Consider the following 13,143-nt stretch of genomic DNA (forward strand, 5'->3'; position numbering starts at 1 on the left):
GGCCTGAGCGCCGGGACCGTGTCCGGGGCCGCCGCCGGGGCCGACGCCCGAAGCCGGGCGGCTCAGCCGCCGAGGACCTCGCCGACCAGGGCGCGGGCCTCCTCCTGCACCCGGCCCAGGTGCTCGGTGCCCAGGAACGACTCGGCGTAGATCTTGTACACGTCCTCCGTGCCCGACGGGCGGGCCGCGAACCAGGCGTTGTCCGTGCACACCTTGAGACCGCCGATGGCCGCCCCGTTGCCCGGCGCGTGGGAGAGCACCGCGGTGATCTTCTCCCCCGCCAGCTCGCCCGCCGTGACCTGCTCCGGCGCCAGACGCGCCAGACGCGCCTTCTGCTCGCGATCCGCCGGGGCGTCGACACGGGCGTAGGCCGGAGCGCCGTGACGCTCCGTCAGTTCGCGGTAGTACGCGCTGGGGGTGGCGCCGGTGACCGCGGTAATCTCGGCGGCGAGCAGGGCCAGCAGGATGCCGTCCTTGTCGGTGGTCCACACCCCGCCGTCACGGCGCAGGAACGAGGCGCCCGCGCTCTCCTCGCCGCCGAAGGCGATCGAACCCTCCAGCAGGCCGTCGACGAACCACTTGAAGCCGACCGGGACCTCCGTCAGCGCACGTCCCAGATCGGCGGCGACCCGGTCCAGCATCGAGGAGGACACCAGGGTCTTGCCGACCGCCGCGTCCCGGGGCCAGTCGGCCCGGTGGCGGTACAGGTAGTCGACCGCCACCGCCAGGTAGTGGTTGGGGTTCATCAGCCCCCCGTCGGGCGTGACGATCCCGTGCCGGTCGGCGTCGGCGTCGTTGCCGGTGGCGATCGCGTACTCGTCCTTGCGGCCGATCAGGGACGCCATCGCCGCCGGCGAGGAGCAGTCCATGCGGATCTTCCCGTCCCAGTCCAGCGTCATGAAGCGCCAGGTCGGATCCGTCACCGGGTTGACCACGGTCAGGTCCAGACGGTGCACCTCCGCGATGCGCCCCCAGTAGGCCACCGACGCCCCGCCCAGCGGGTCCGCGCCGATCCGCAGCCCCGACGCCCGCACCGCGTCCAGGTCCAGCACCGACGGCAGGTCCTCCACGTAGGAGCCCAGGAAGTCGTACCGCTCCGTGGTGGCCGCGGCCAGCGCCCGCGCGTACGGGACCCTCTTCACCCCCCGCAGACCCTCGCGGATCAGCTCGTTCGCGCGGTCCTGGATCCACCCGGTGGCCTGCGACCCCGCCGGCCCCCCACTGGGCGGGTTGTACTTGAAGCCGCCGTCACGCGGCGGATTGTGCGACGGCGTCACCACGATCCCGTCCGCCAACGCCCGCGGACTGCGCCGGTTGTGCGCCAGGATCGCGTGCGAGACCGCCGGCGTGGGCGTGTACCCGTCGGCGTCGTCGATGAGCACCCGCACACCGTTGGCCGCCAACACCTCCAACGCCGTCGCCTTGGCCGGCTCGGACAGCGCGTGGGTGTCCGCGCCGAGGAACAGCGGGCCCGCGACGCCCTGTTCGGCCCGGTACTCGCAGATCGCCTGCGTGGTCGCGGCGATGTGGTCCTCGTTGAACGCCACGTCCAACGAGGAGCCGCGGTGCCCCGACGTCCCGAACGCGACCCGCTGCGCCACCTCCTGCGGATCGGGGCGCAGCGCGTAGTACGCCGTCACCAACCGCGCCACATCCACCAGGTCCCCGGGCTGCGCCGGCTGCCCGGCCCGTGCGTGTCCCATCCGTCCACTCCCGCCGATTCCACGAACACTCGCGTTACGTCCTCGCCCCGCGCTCACCGATCGTAGCCACAAGACGACCGTGCCCCGAACCGTACGGGCGGGTCCGGGGCACGGGAGCGGGATTCCGCGCAGGGCGCGGGTGGGCTACGGAGGAGCGCGGAGGAGTCCGGAGGAACGCGGAGGGAGTCCGGGAACAGTCCGGGAGGGGTTCGGGAGGGGTTCAGGAGGGGTTCAGGAGGCGGGCAGTTGCTGGCGGTACGCCTCCAGCGCCGGGGCGGTGACGGTGGCCAGGAACTCCGTCACCCGGTACTCGGTCAGGCCCAGCCGGACGAACGGGTCGGTGGCCACCAGCGCCTCGATCGCCGCCCGGTCCTCGCCCACCGCGAGGATCACCCCGCCGTCGCGCGGCACCTTGCGGCCCGAGGCCAGGAAGGTGCCGGCGGCGTAGTGGCCGTTCAGCCACGCCACGTGCGCGGGCAGGGCCTCGTCGATCCGCTCCAGCTCGGCGGTGGTGTACGTCAGCTCCAGTACGAACATGCCGTCAGGCTAGCGGCGCGGGCCGACCGGCGGGGCGGCGGGGCGGCGGGGCGAAGAACCGGGGCACCGGGACACCGGGACACTGGACCACCGGAGCACCGCGGTTCAGCGGGAGGCCCACCAGGTCGAGGGCGCGGCGACGGTGTAGCCCAGCGACTCGTACAGCGGGCGGCCCAGCTTGGAGGCGGTGAGGGTGGCCGGCACCTGGGCGAGGTCGGCGAGCGAGGCGGTCATGACGGCCCGGCCCACACCGCGCGAGCGGAAGGCGGGCGCGGTGCCGACCCAGTAGTGGCTGGCGAGGCCCTCGTCCACGACCCTGACGCAGGCGCCCGCGGCGACCCCCTGGTGCGAGGCGAGGAAGACGTCCACGCCCGGCCGGCCGATCAGCGCCGCCGGGAACAGCTCACCGGGGCGGTAGGGCTCGAAGGCGGCCAGCTCGAAACCCTCGATCACGACCCGCTCGGCCGCCCGGAGGTCCTCGCCACCGCTCACCCGCACCACGTCCAGCCCCGATCCGCCCGCAGCGGCAGGGGCAGCGGCGGGCAGGCGCAGCATGACGGGCATCTGCCAGTTGCGCAGGCCCAGATGGCTCAGGTCGGTGGCGCTGAACGGGTCCTCGGCGTTGACCGGTCCGGGGGCCCTGCGCACCAGTTCGGCCAGCTCGGCCAGTTCGCCCTGGTCGAGGTCGTTCTCCTGAACGAGGATCCGCAGGCCGGCGCGCTCGTCGCCGTCGACGGCGAGGAAGCCGCGGCGCCGGATCACCTCGTGGCCGCGGGAGTCGCCCGTCGCGGCCCAGAAGGCGGCCGAGTTGCGGGCCTGACGCAGCGGCGCCTCGGCAAGGGTGAGGGATACGGGCTGGTCGGTCGCGGCGGTTCCGGTTGTCATGCTGCCTACCGTAGTACCGAATTGACCGGCCACACAGGGCCAATCAGGCATCGACCCACTGGGCCACCTCGGGATTCGGGGATGGTGCGCGGGAATGGGGTGGGCGAGGGCGGATTCGAACCGCCACAGCCGAAGCGGGGGCTTTACAGGCCCTTGGGCTCTCCAGTGCCCAGCTCGCCCGGGGTCACGTCCGCGCCCGGCCCGCAACGCCAGGAGGGCGCGGGCAGCGGGGGACGCTCGTAAGAAGGGAACGCCCGTGGGGAGGGGACGCTCAGCGCGCCGGGCGATAGCCGAACGCGCGCGGGCGGGGGCGATATCGAGCGCCACTGCTGGCCATGGCCCGTTCCCCTTTCCCTGCGCTGCGTCGGTGTGTTCCGCGATCAGCGTGCCGCATGCGCTCCTGGGGGCGCAACAGGTTTTCCGGGCCCGGCCCCGGGAGGGTGCCGACCCCAATCCTGCCAGCTCAGGCCAGGGATCGGTAGGACTCAGCACACCCTTCTTGTGCCTTGCCGCCGCCCCCGCGCACCCCGCACACTCGTGCAACACCCCACTCCCCCGACGGCCTTCGCGCCGCCGCCCGCACTCTCCCGGGCGGCCGGCGCGCACGCCGCCGTGCCCGGACACGGCCGGACACGGCCGCGGCGGCCCGAGAGGAACGGGGTGCGAACGAGAGCAACGACGAAGGGGGACACGCCACATGAACGTCCACGCGGACCTGGTCCTGAAAGCCCGGATCACCCTGCTGAGCCACAACGAGCGGATCCTGGAGGGCGAGGAGGGCCTGCGGGTCTACCGGCCCCTGTTCGCCGTCAACCCCCACGTGTACGCCTACAAGCTCGCCTACGTCCTGCGCACGCTCGCCGAGACCAGCCCTCGCGCGGCAGCCCGGCCCGGCGCCCGGGAGGCGCTGCTGGAGGAAGCCCACGCCGCGAGCGCGCACATCCCCGCCGACGCCCCCGACCACCAGCGCCGCATGTGGGAGCACACCGTGCCGCAGCTCCAGGAGTTCGAGCGCCGGCTCGGGCAGGCGAACGCCCGATGAAGGACGCGGACGAGAACCGGACGCCGCACCCGACAGCGCACCGGACGCCACACCCGACACCGCACCCGACGCCACACCCGGACCTGGTCCTGCGGGCCCGGATCCGGCTGCTGATCCGCGACCACTGGGCCCTCGACGGCGAGGAAGGCCTGTGGGTCCACCGCACCCTCTTCGCCGTCAACCCCCGCGCCCACGCCTACCACCTCACCAGAGTCCTGCTCGGCCTCAGCGACCACCCCCGCCTGGCCGACCAGCCCCACGCACGACGCGCACTCCTCCACGAAGCGGTCGACGCCGCCGCACACATCCCCACCGACGCACCCTGGCACCAGACCAGGTACGAGCAGTTCGCGCGCGGCGCACTCACGCGCCTCGACCAGGAAGGACGGACGCCACGACCGGACAGCAGCACCTGACCGGGCCCGCCCCGGCTCAGGTGTAGCGGGCGGCCGCGCGGCGGGTGGCCTCGGCCAGGCGGGCGCGCAGTTCGGGAGGGCCGAGGGCCTCCGCCTCCGGGCCCAGGCGCAGGAGTTCGAGGTAGCCGATCTCCTGGTCCTCCACCGGCAGGGTCACGGTGACCCAGCCCTCGGCGTCCGGCGGGCCGGCGGTGGCGAGGGCGTCGGCGGCGGCGGTGGCCTCCAGCAGGGCGGCCAGGTTGGCCACGGCCCACGGGCTGAGCCGCACCAGCGCCCGTTCGCGCAGCATGGTCCGGGTGAACGCGCGGGCGGCCTCGTCCCAGTAGGCGGCGAGGTCGAAGTCCGGGTCGCGGTCGAAGCGTTCCTCGCCTGCCTCGGCGGTTTCGAAGCGGTCGACCCGGTAGGAGCCGATGCGCCCCGAGGGGCTGCGGGCCGCGACGTACCACTGCCCGGCCTTGAGGACCAGGCCGTACGGTTCCAGCCGCCGCTGCCGGGTGCCGCCGCGCGCGGCGTAGCGGGCGTGCAGCACCCGGTCCTCCCAGACCGCGCGGGAGACCTCGGCCAGCAGCGGCGGTGTCCCGGCCTCGCGGAACCAGGCCGGGGCGTCCAGGTGGAAGCGCTGGGCGGCGGCCGCGGGGGCGTCGCCCAGGGCGGCGGCGACCTTGAGCCGGGCCGCCAGGGCCTGCCCGGCCAGGCCCATGTCGCGCAGCGGGCCGGGCAGGCCGGCCAGGTGCAGGACGGCGGCTTCGGTTCGCTCCAGACCGGTCAGGCGGGTGCGGTAGCCGTCGACCAGCCGGTAGCCGCCGCCCCGCCCCCGCTCGGCGTACACCGGCACCCCGGCCTCGGCCAGGGCGGCGACGTCGCGCTGCACGGTGCGTTCGGAGACCTCCAGCTCGGCCGCGAGGTCGGCGGCGGTCATGCTGCGCCGGTGCTGCAGGAGCAGCAGCAGCGCGATCGCCCGGCTCGCCCGCACCCCGGCCCTCCTCGTCCGTCCGCCCCTGCTGTCCGCCACCCCATTGTCACCGCCCGCGACGCACCCGACGCATCCCGACGTACGGGCCGGCGCCGGGCACGGCCACGGTCATGGTCAGGCCCGCTCGGCCCGCTCGGCCCGCTCGGCCCGCTCGGCCCGCTCCACCGTCGCGAGGAGTTCGGCCGGATCGGAGGCGAAGGCGGCCATCCAGTGCGGACGCAGCCGGTAGTAGACGACGTCGTGCTCCCAGTCGAAGACGTCACGGCCGTAGAAGTCCTGGAAGTAGGCGAGGAGTTCGGGCCAGTCGGCGGCCGGCTCGCCATCCCGGGGGTTGAGGGTCTCCACGGTGCCGTGGGTGAACACGCCCAGGTCCTCCCCCCGCAGATGGGCCGCGCTGACGGCGGGCCGGGCTGCCAGGTGACGGGCCTTGGCGGCGGTGCGCGCGGTGCCGAAGTACCACCTGCCGTACAGGAAGTGACCGTCCACCCCGCTGATCCGCGGCTCGCCCTTGGCGGTGACGGTGGACAGCGCGAGCGTGCACATCCCGGTGAGCACCCGGGTCAACTGGACGGCGGTGAGGGTGCGCTCGCTGCTGATGATCGAGCGCAGATGGGCGGTGGAGCGGGCGAGCGAGGCGTCCAGGAGGGCCTGGAGGCGGGCGAGGTCGTCGGGCGTCTCGAGCATGGGATCCCTTGTCCGTGGTACGTGGCCCCGGCCGACGCCGTCACCGCGCCGACCGGTCCCCCCACTCTCGCGGCGAAACCCGACACCTCCTGTCGCCTTTCCCCCTGCCGTCTCCGGACAGTACGCCGCCGTCGCCGCTACTGCCCCGCGTTCCGCTCCCGAGTCTTTCGCTGCATCTCGTCCAGGATGGCCATGGTCTCGGGGTGAATCGGGGCCTTGCTCTCACCCTCATCGACGTCCCGCGGATTCTGCCGCGCCTGCGGAAGAAGCTCGTCGTAGCGGGGGTGACCAGGCTCGAACTTGTACCACCCGTCGTAGAAGTACCCCTCCGGGGCCCGTCCGCCGTACCGCTGCCAGATGGTGACGCCGTCGGCGTCGAGCATTGGATTCCCGGTGACGTGGTAGCTCTCAGAATGCTCGCTCAACATGCTCCTCGGAGAAGAGAAGGGGAGGAACTCGTGCGCCGGGGGCGGGCGCCTCAGCGGGCCAGGCGGGCCAGGAGGGCGGAGGCGGCGGCGATGCCGGCTGCGGTGGCGGCGGCCAGGACGGCGAAGTCCAGGGGGAGGTGGGAGGGGGTGCCGATGAGGAGGCCGCGTAGGGCGTCGACCTGGTAGCTGAGCGGGTTGGCCTTGCTGACGGCCTGCAGCCAGCCGGGCATCAGGTCGACCGGGTAGAGGGCGTTGGAGCCGAAGAACAGCGGCATGGTGATGGCCTGGCCGATGCCCATCAGGCGGTCGCGGGTGAGGACGATCCCGGCGATGGCCATCGAGAGGCAGGAGAAGAACGCCGAGCCGAGCAGCACCGCGACGACCACACCGAGCAGGCGCAGCGGGTTCCAGGTCATGGCGACGCCGAGGGCGGCGGCGATCAGGACCACGACGACGGCTTGCAGGACGGCTTTGACGCCGGCGGCGAAGGCCTTGCCGGTGACCAGGGCGGCGCGCGGGGTGGGGGTGACCAGGAGTTTGGTGAGGACGCCGGAGTCCCGCTCCCAGATGATCATGATGCCGTAGAAGATCGCGATGAACATCGCGGACTGGGCGATGATGCCCGGGGCCAGGTAGTCGAGGTAGGGGATGCCGCCGGTGGGGATGGCCTTGAGGCGGGTGAAGGTCTCGCCGAAGATCAACAGCCAGAGGGCCGGCTGGACGGCGCGGGTGTAGAGCTCGGTACGGTCGTGGCGCAGCTTCTGGAGTTCCACCGCGCACATCGCGCCGACCCGGGCGGGCACCAGGCGCCAGCCGGTGCGGGCGCGCGGGGGCACCAGCAGCAGGCTCAGGTCCGGGACACCAACGGGGGTGGTGCCGGGGGTGGGGGGCTCAGCCGACGCGGCTGGCGGTGCGGCGGGTGCGGCGGACATCGCCGAAGTCTCCTTCCGTGGCGTCGGCCAGGTCACGGCCGGCGAAGTGGCGGAACACGTCGTCGAGGGTGGGTTCGTCGCCGCCGGGGAGGGTGTCGCGGATGCCCTCCTTGAGCTCGGCGGGGGTGCCCAGGGCCCGGATGCGGCCGCGGTCCATCAGGGCGATGCGGTCGCAGTGGCGCTCGGCCTCGTCCATGTAGTGGGTGGTGACCAGGACGGTCATGCCGGTGGCCCGGCGCACGGCGTCCACGCGCTCCCACACGCCGGTGCGGGCGATGGGGTCCAGGCCGATGGTGGGCTCGTCCAGGACGAGCAGGCGCGGGGCGCTGACCAGGGCCTGGGCGAGTTCGAGGCGGCGCACCATGCCACCGGAGTAGGTGCCGGCCATCCGGTCGGCGGCGTCGGTGAGGTCGACGGCGGCCAGCGCCTGGGCGACGCGGCGGGCCCGCTCCGTCCTTGGGACGTCGAAGACCCGGGCGAACAGGGCGACGTTCTCCCGCCCGGTCAGCCCCGCGTCGGCGGACAACTGCTGCGGCACGTAGCCGAGCAGGCGCCGTACCTCCATGGGCCGGCGGGCCGCGTCGTGGCCGAAGACGCGCACCATGCCGGGGCCGGCGGGCAGCAGGGTGGTGATCGCGCGGATGGTGGTGGTCTTGCCGGCACCGTTGGGGCCGAGGAGGCCGAAGACCTCACCGGTCCGTACGGTCAGGTCGATGCCGTCCACCGCGCGGGTGGTCCTGCCACGGCCGTGGGTGAAGCTGTACTCCAGGCCCCGGCACACCACGGCCTCCGCCGCTCCTGGTGTTCCCGGCGTTCCCGGTATTCCTGGCGTTTCCGGTGTCCCTGGCGTTTCCGGTGTTCCTGCTGGTTCCGGTTCGGTCATCGCGGGTCCTCCTCGGGCAGGTCGCGCAGCCCCTGGGTGAGGGAGCGCAGCGCGGGCAGGGCGGCGGCCAGCGCGGCCCGTTCGGGGCCGGGCAGGCCCGCGACCAGCTCGCCGGTCAGTGCCCGGCGCCGCTCGCGCCAGGCCTCGATGCGCTGGTGGGCGGCCTCGGTGGCGTACAGCAGGGCGGCCCGGCGGTCGGCGGGGTCCACCTCGCGGCGCAGCATGTCCTGGGCGACGAGCTGGTTGACGAGGGTGGAGACCGAGTTGCCGGCCAGACACAGTTCCTCGGCGGCGGCGGAGACCCGCAGGCCCGGGGTGTCCATCACCAGGTGCAGCAGTTCGACCTGGGCCCCGCGCAGGCGGGGCTGGTCCAGGCCCTGGCGCAGGCGGCGGCGCAGCATCCGCTGGATGCCGGTGAGGAGGGTGGAGAACTCGTCGGCGAGGGCGCCGTCGGGCGGGTGGGTGGGTCCTGTCTCCATATTCCGATTTTAGCTCTCAGTGAGAGGTATCTGTCGAGAGGGCGGACGGGGGCGGACGGAGGCGGACACAGGGGCGCGGTGAGGTGCGGGCGGCGGGCGGCGGGCGACAGGCGACAGGCGACAGGCGACAGGCGACAGGCGACAGGCGCAGCAAAAGGCCCCGCACCGGCGCTTGCTCGCCGGTACGGGGCCTGTGTGCGGGGCCTACGTGGGCCCGCCTGGTCAGATCGCGCGGACCTGCTCGGCCTGCGGGCCCTTCTGGCCCTGCGTGACCTCGAACTCGACCGGCTGGTTCTCCTCCAGGTTGCGGTAGCCGCTGCCCTGAATCGCGGAGAAGTGGACGAAAACGTCCGGGCCGCCGTCGTCCTGCGCGATGAACCCGTAGCCCTTCTCCCCGTTGAACCACTTCACAGTACCCGTGGCCATGCCGATCTCCCTTCGGGACGAAGGGGTGCGCGCTGCTGCGCACCCCTCACGGTGGTCGCGTCCAGGAACAGTGCGTTCAGCAGTACCGCGGACAGCGAATTTCAATGATCATGCTACCGACCGGTCGCCGTCCACATCCGGCTTTCGCCCAGATCCGGCCACTTCCAACCCGCCCACCCCGGCCAGGCGTTCGCACATCGGCACCGCGGCTCCGGGCGCCGGGCCGGCCCGCCCCTGCCGGCACCCGTCCGTTCCTTGCTCAGGATTCGCTCAGATACCGGACCATCCCGGACGTTCCGTGCAAGGATCTTCAGAGTCCCCGGAAGGGGCCCGCCGCCACCGGCCGGGCCCGACCCGGGACCGGAACAAGGGGGAACGAGAACATGGGCACCGTCGTCCTGCTCCTCGCCGCACTGGTCGCCACCATCATCGGTACCACCGTCGTCCTGATCCGCCGGGAGAGGGCCCGCGGCACACACTCCGAAGACGCGGGGCTGCTGGTCGAGTTGGAACGCACCCGCCAGGCCACCCACCTGCGCAGCACCTACTCCAGCCGCGCCGTCCACCACGGCACCGGCATGGCCTCGGACGACCTCCACAAGTACTACTCCTAGCCCGGCCGGCCCCGGGCGCACCCGGGCGGAACGTGCACATCCGGTGCTCAACCTGTGGTGCAGAGGTGTTGCAGCGGGCATGGCGGGGCCCGTCCCGTAGTAGCGTCTGCCATGAAGTCGCGCACCGTGCGCGGCGGTTGACGGGGGTTCGACTCGGAACGGGGGCCAGGCGTGGGAAGGGGTGGTGGGTGTGGGACGGGCACGCGTGACGGCGCGAGTGATCGTGCACCCCGGTGTGGAGGACGTCAACGTCCAGCAGGTGTTGGAGGCCCTCGCCGACCCGGCGAGGCGCAAAGTGGTGCACACCCTCGCCCACTCGGGCGCTGACCTGAGCTGCGGCTCCTTCGACCTACCCGTCGGACGGTCCACCTCCAGCCACCACTTCTCCGTCCTGCGCGCGGCCGGAGTGGTGCGGCAGTACTACGTCGGCACCACGAAGATGAACACCCTCCGCACCGAGGAACTCGAACAACGCTTCCCCGGCCTCCTGACCGCAGTCATCGCGGCCGCCGACACCGAAGCCCACGACATTCCCTGAAATCCCCTGGCCTCCGGCCCCAGCGTCTCCGGGCCGGGGGTCAGGGGCCGGGCGCGTCGCCGCCGTTGACAAGAAGGGCGTCCGCCTCGCGGACCCAGGAAACCCAGCATTCCGTGTCGATGCCGGGCAGGGCGGTGAGCTCCAGTACGCCCACCGACTTCCACCCCAACTCGGTCATGGGATTGGGGGACTGCCCACTGATGAAACGCCATGGCCCGTGCGGATCCCCGTACGGGCCCCCGTGTCCGGCGGTGGGGATGCAGAGGGCGTCCGCCTCGGCGATCGGTTTACCCAGGAGGTCGACCAGGGTCGCGAGAATGCTCCCGAATTCCCCTTTTCCGGATACCTAATTGGCGATTGACAAAGTGATGGAATTCAGTCACAGGGACATGTCTGCACCGTACAAGTCAAGACTTACCTTCGAGGAAATCCGACCGTATGGTATGGCTCGAATCGAAGGAGCCCCCTGTTGCCGAAGTTGTCGAAGATGTCGAAGACGACGAATGACCCTTCCACGCTCGCAGTTGACGCGGAGCGGGATTATGTGTCCTCCCTGTACGAGTTCCTCGCCGGGCGCCTTTCCGAGGCGCGGGCGCAGCGGGCGCGTGTGCTGAATGCCCCGGCGGACGGCGCCGGTGAGGCGTACGAGCGGGAAATCGCCGCCGAGCGGCTGGCCAAGGAGATCGGCCGGCTGGAGGGTGCCGAACGGGGGCTGGTCTTCGGGCGGATCGACTGGGCGGAGGGCACGGCCCTGCGCATCGGGCGGATCGGGCTGCACACGGAGGAGGACGAGCTGCCCCTGCTCGTGGACTGGCGCGCGAACGCGGCGCGGCCCTTCTACGAGGCGACGCCGGTCCACCCGATGGGCCTGCGGCGGCGCCGGCACCTGCGTCTGGAGGAGCGCACGGTCGTCTCGGTGAACGACGAACTGCTGGACGGGAGCGCCCCGACCGACGAGGACGTCGTCGGCGACGGCCCGTTGACGGAGGCCCTGTCGGCACGGCGTACGGGCCGGATGCACGCGGCCGTCGCGACGCTGCAGGCCGAGCAGGACGAGATCGTCCGTTCCCCCCACCGAGGGGTGACCGTGGTGCAGGGCGGGCCCGGCACCGGCAAGACGGTGGTCGCCCTGCACCGGGCGGCCTACGTCCTGTACGCGTTCCCGCGGGCCGCGGAGGAGGGTGTCCTGGTGCTGGGCCCGAACGCCCGGTTCCTCGACTACATCTCCCAGGTCCTTCCCTCCCTCGGCGAGAACGACGTCGTCCTGGCGACCTGCCGGGAGCTGGCCGGGGTACCCACGGACGCGGTGGACCGGTTCGACACCGCGCGCCTCAAGGGCGGCACGGACCTCGCCGACGCCCTGGCCGGCCTGCTGCGCGCCCGCCAGGCCCCCGCCGGCGACTTCACGGTGCGGGTCGGACGGGAGGCGGTCCACCTGTCCGCCGAGGAGGTCGCCACGGCACGCGACGCCGCCGTCGCGGCCGTACCGGGGCACAACCCCGCGCGCCGGGTGTTCACGGAGCTCCTGGTCGACGCCGTCACCGACGCGATGCAACGGGACATGGGCGACCTCCTGGAGCAGATCGACGCCGATGCCGCCGCGATGACGGGCCTGGACCTCGACAAGTTCACGGGGGCGGGCCGCAACCGCGCCGAAGGTGCGGCCGACCCCGGTCCGGCCCACGAACTGGACCTGGACGCCGTCCGGGCCGATCTCCTCGACGATGCCGGTGTGGACCGGGCGGTCGAGCTGCTGTGGCCGCGGCTGGTCCCCGGTGACCTCGTGAACGCGCTCCTGACGGACGCCGACGCGCTCGCCGCACACCTGCCCCACCTCACCGCGCCGGAGCGGTCCCTGCTGCTCCGCGACCCGGACGGCCCGTGGACCGACGCCGATGGGCCGTTGCTGGACGAGGCCGCGAGCCTGGTCGACGGCCCGCCCGAGCGGACGTACGGGCACGCCGTCGTCGACGAGGCGCAGGAACTGACCGCCATGCAGTGGCGGATGATCGTCCGCCGCTGCCCGGCGCGGGCGATGACGCTGGTGGGCGACTTCGCCCAGGCGGGCCCGGTCGCGACGGCGCGCGACTGGAAGGAGGCGCTGAGCCCCCACGTCGGACCGCGGTTCAAGCTGCACGACCTGACCGTCAGTTACCGCACCACCCAGGAGATCCTGGAGAGCGTCCGGGACCTGCTGGCCCGGATCGCCCCGGACCAGCGGCCCACCCGCTCACTGCGCAGCGGTGAGCTCCCCCGCACCGTGACCGCGCCGGCGGACGAGCTGGCCACCGCCGTCGTCCAGGAGCTCCGCGCCCAGGGCGCCGCGCACCCGGGCGAGCTCCTGGGAGTGGTCTGCGCGGACGCCAGGGTGGGCGAGCTGACGGCCCGGGGCGTCGCCGACCACGCGCGGATCGTGCCGGCGTCCGAGGCGCGCGGCCTGGAGTTCGACGGGGTCGTCGTGCTGCACCCCGAGGAGATCGTCACGGCCCGCCCCGGCGGGGAGCGGGACCTGTACGTGGCCCTGACCCGGGCCACCAAGCGCCTCTGCACGGTCACCGTCGGACCCGCCTGACGGCTCGACGCCCCCGTCGCCGCCGCGGGCT

General features: G+C 73.0%; 16 protein-coding genes and 1 tRNA gene. 5 read left to right on the top strand and 12 right to left on the bottom strand.

The annotated features are described in order from the left end of the window. Positions 1-62 precede the first annotated feature (62 nt). From pgm to ACFXOZ_RS29260, 4 genes are all read right to left on the bottom strand, one after another. Entirely contained in the window at positions 63-1,703 is a 1,641-nt protein-coding gene (pgm, locus tag ACFXOZ_RS29245) for a phosphoglucomutase (alpha-D-glucose-1,6-bisphosphate-dependent) (RefSeq protein ID WP_375893838.1), read from the bottom strand. A gap of 231 nt (positions 1,704-1,934) precedes the next feature. Then, positions 1,935-2,240: a YciI family protein gene (locus tag ACFXOZ_RS29250; protein WP_380404508.1), complete on the bottom strand. Its 306-nt coding sequence runs from the start codon at positions 2,238-2,240 to the stop codon at positions 1,935-1,937. Between the two features lie 105 nt (positions 2,241-2,345). Then, complete coding sequence (locus ACFXOZ_RS29255) at positions 2,346-3,125, bottom strand: GNAT family N-acetyltransferase (RefSeq protein ID WP_380522823.1); 780 nt, start codon at positions 3,123-3,125, stop codon at positions 2,346-2,348. Between the two features lie 100 nt (positions 3,126-3,225). Further along, a tRNA-Tyr gene (locus ACFXOZ_RS29260) sits at positions 3,226-3,305 on the bottom strand. Positions 3,306-3,822: 517 nt separating this feature from the next. On the opposite strand from ACFXOZ_RS29260, the gene ACFXOZ_RS29265 reads away from it, so the two are divergent. Then, positions 3,823-4,167, top strand: a complete 345-nt coding sequence (locus ACFXOZ_RS29265; RefSeq protein WP_380593262.1) for a hypothetical protein — start codon at positions 3,823-3,825, stop codon at positions 4,165-4,167. Further along, positions 4,164-4,583: a hypothetical protein gene (locus ACFXOZ_RS29270; protein WP_380593263.1), complete on the top strand. Its 420-nt coding sequence runs from the start codon at positions 4,164-4,166 to the stop codon at positions 4,581-4,583. The genes ACFXOZ_RS29265 and ACFXOZ_RS29270 overlap by 4 nt, the downstream gene beginning before the upstream one ends. 16 nt (positions 4,584-4,599) lie before the next feature. Here the strand turns inward: ACFXOZ_RS29270 and ACFXOZ_RS29275 are convergent, their stop codons facing one another. The 7 genes from ACFXOZ_RS29275 to ACFXOZ_RS29305 form a co-directional block, all read right to left on the bottom strand. Next, positions 4,600-5,556: a helix-turn-helix transcriptional regulator gene (locus ACFXOZ_RS29275; protein ID WP_380593264.1), complete on the bottom strand. Its 957-nt coding sequence runs from the start codon at positions 5,554-5,556 to the stop codon at positions 4,600-4,602. A gap of 114 nt (positions 5,557-5,670) precedes the next feature. Next, entirely contained in the window at positions 5,671-6,240 is a 570-nt protein-coding gene (locus tag ACFXOZ_RS29280) for a pyridoxamine 5'-phosphate oxidase family protein (RefSeq protein ID WP_380593265.1), read from the bottom strand. A 137-nt stretch (positions 6,241-6,377) separates the two neighbouring features. Continuing rightward, the gene (locus ACFXOZ_RS29285; RefSeq protein WP_380522817.1) at positions 6,378-6,668 is read right to left on the bottom strand and encodes a hypothetical protein; all 291 of its coding nucleotides are present in this window, start codon (positions 6,666-6,668) and stop codon (positions 6,378-6,380) included. A gap of 50 nt (positions 6,669-6,718) precedes the next feature. After that, complete coding sequence (locus tag ACFXOZ_RS29290) at positions 6,719-7,600, bottom strand: ABC transporter permease (protein ID WP_380522816.1); 882 nt, start codon at positions 7,598-7,600, stop codon at positions 6,719-6,721. Beyond that, entirely contained in the window at positions 7,560-8,483 is a 924-nt protein-coding gene (locus tag ACFXOZ_RS29295; RefSeq protein ID WP_380593266.1) for an ATP-binding cassette domain-containing protein, read from the bottom strand. Before ACFXOZ_RS29295 ends, ACFXOZ_RS29290 begins: the two co-directional genes overlap by 41 nt. Next, a complete protein-coding gene (locus ACFXOZ_RS29300) occupies positions 8,480-8,962 on the bottom strand; it encodes a MarR family winged helix-turn-helix transcriptional regulator (RefSeq protein WP_375893813.1) in 483 nt (160 codons plus the stop codon). The genes ACFXOZ_RS29295 and ACFXOZ_RS29300 overlap by 4 nt, the downstream gene beginning before the upstream one ends. Positions 8,963-9,184: 222 nt before the next feature. Further along, the gene (locus ACFXOZ_RS29305; RefSeq protein WP_375893810.1) at positions 9,185-9,388 is read right to left on the bottom strand and encodes a cold-shock protein; all 204 of its coding nucleotides are present in this window, start codon (positions 9,386-9,388) and stop codon (positions 9,185-9,187) included. A 383-nt stretch (positions 9,389-9,771) separates the two neighbouring features. Between ACFXOZ_RS29305 and ACFXOZ_RS29310 the strand changes: the two genes are divergently transcribed. Both ACFXOZ_RS29310 and ACFXOZ_RS29315 read left to right on the top strand, forming a co-directional pair. After that, positions 9,772-10,002, top strand: a complete 231-nt coding sequence (locus ACFXOZ_RS29310; protein WP_375893807.1) for a hypothetical protein — start codon at positions 9,772-9,774, stop codon at positions 10,000-10,002. Between the two features lie 205 nt (positions 10,003-10,207). After that, positions 10,208-10,540, top strand: coding sequence for an ArsR/SmtB family transcription factor (locus ACFXOZ_RS29315; protein WP_375893805.1), 333 nt, complete (start codon positions 10,208-10,210; stop codon positions 10,538-10,540). 40 nt (positions 10,541-10,580) lie between these two features. Here ACFXOZ_RS29315 and ACFXOZ_RS29320 read toward each other — a convergent pair whose 3' ends face one another. Then, positions 10,581-10,718, bottom strand: a complete 138-nt coding sequence (locus tag ACFXOZ_RS29320; RefSeq protein WP_380522814.1) for a hypothetical protein — start codon at positions 10,716-10,718, stop codon at positions 10,581-10,583. A 366-nt stretch (positions 10,719-11,084) separates the two neighbouring features. Here ACFXOZ_RS29320 and ACFXOZ_RS29325 point away from each other — a divergent pair, with 366 nt between their 5' ends. Then, positions 11,085-13,112 carry a HelD family protein gene (locus ACFXOZ_RS29325; protein ID WP_380593267.1) on the top strand — a complete coding sequence of 676 codons (2,028 nt, stop codon included), beginning with the start codon at positions 11,085-11,087 and terminating at the stop codon, positions 13,110-13,112. Positions 13,113-13,143: the final 31 nt, after the last annotated feature.

The sequence above is a fragment of the Kitasatospora sp. NPDC059160 genome, from assembly GCF_042755465.1.
Classification (GTDB): Bacteria; Actinomycetota; Actinomycetes; order Streptomycetales; family Streptomycetaceae; genus Kitasatospora.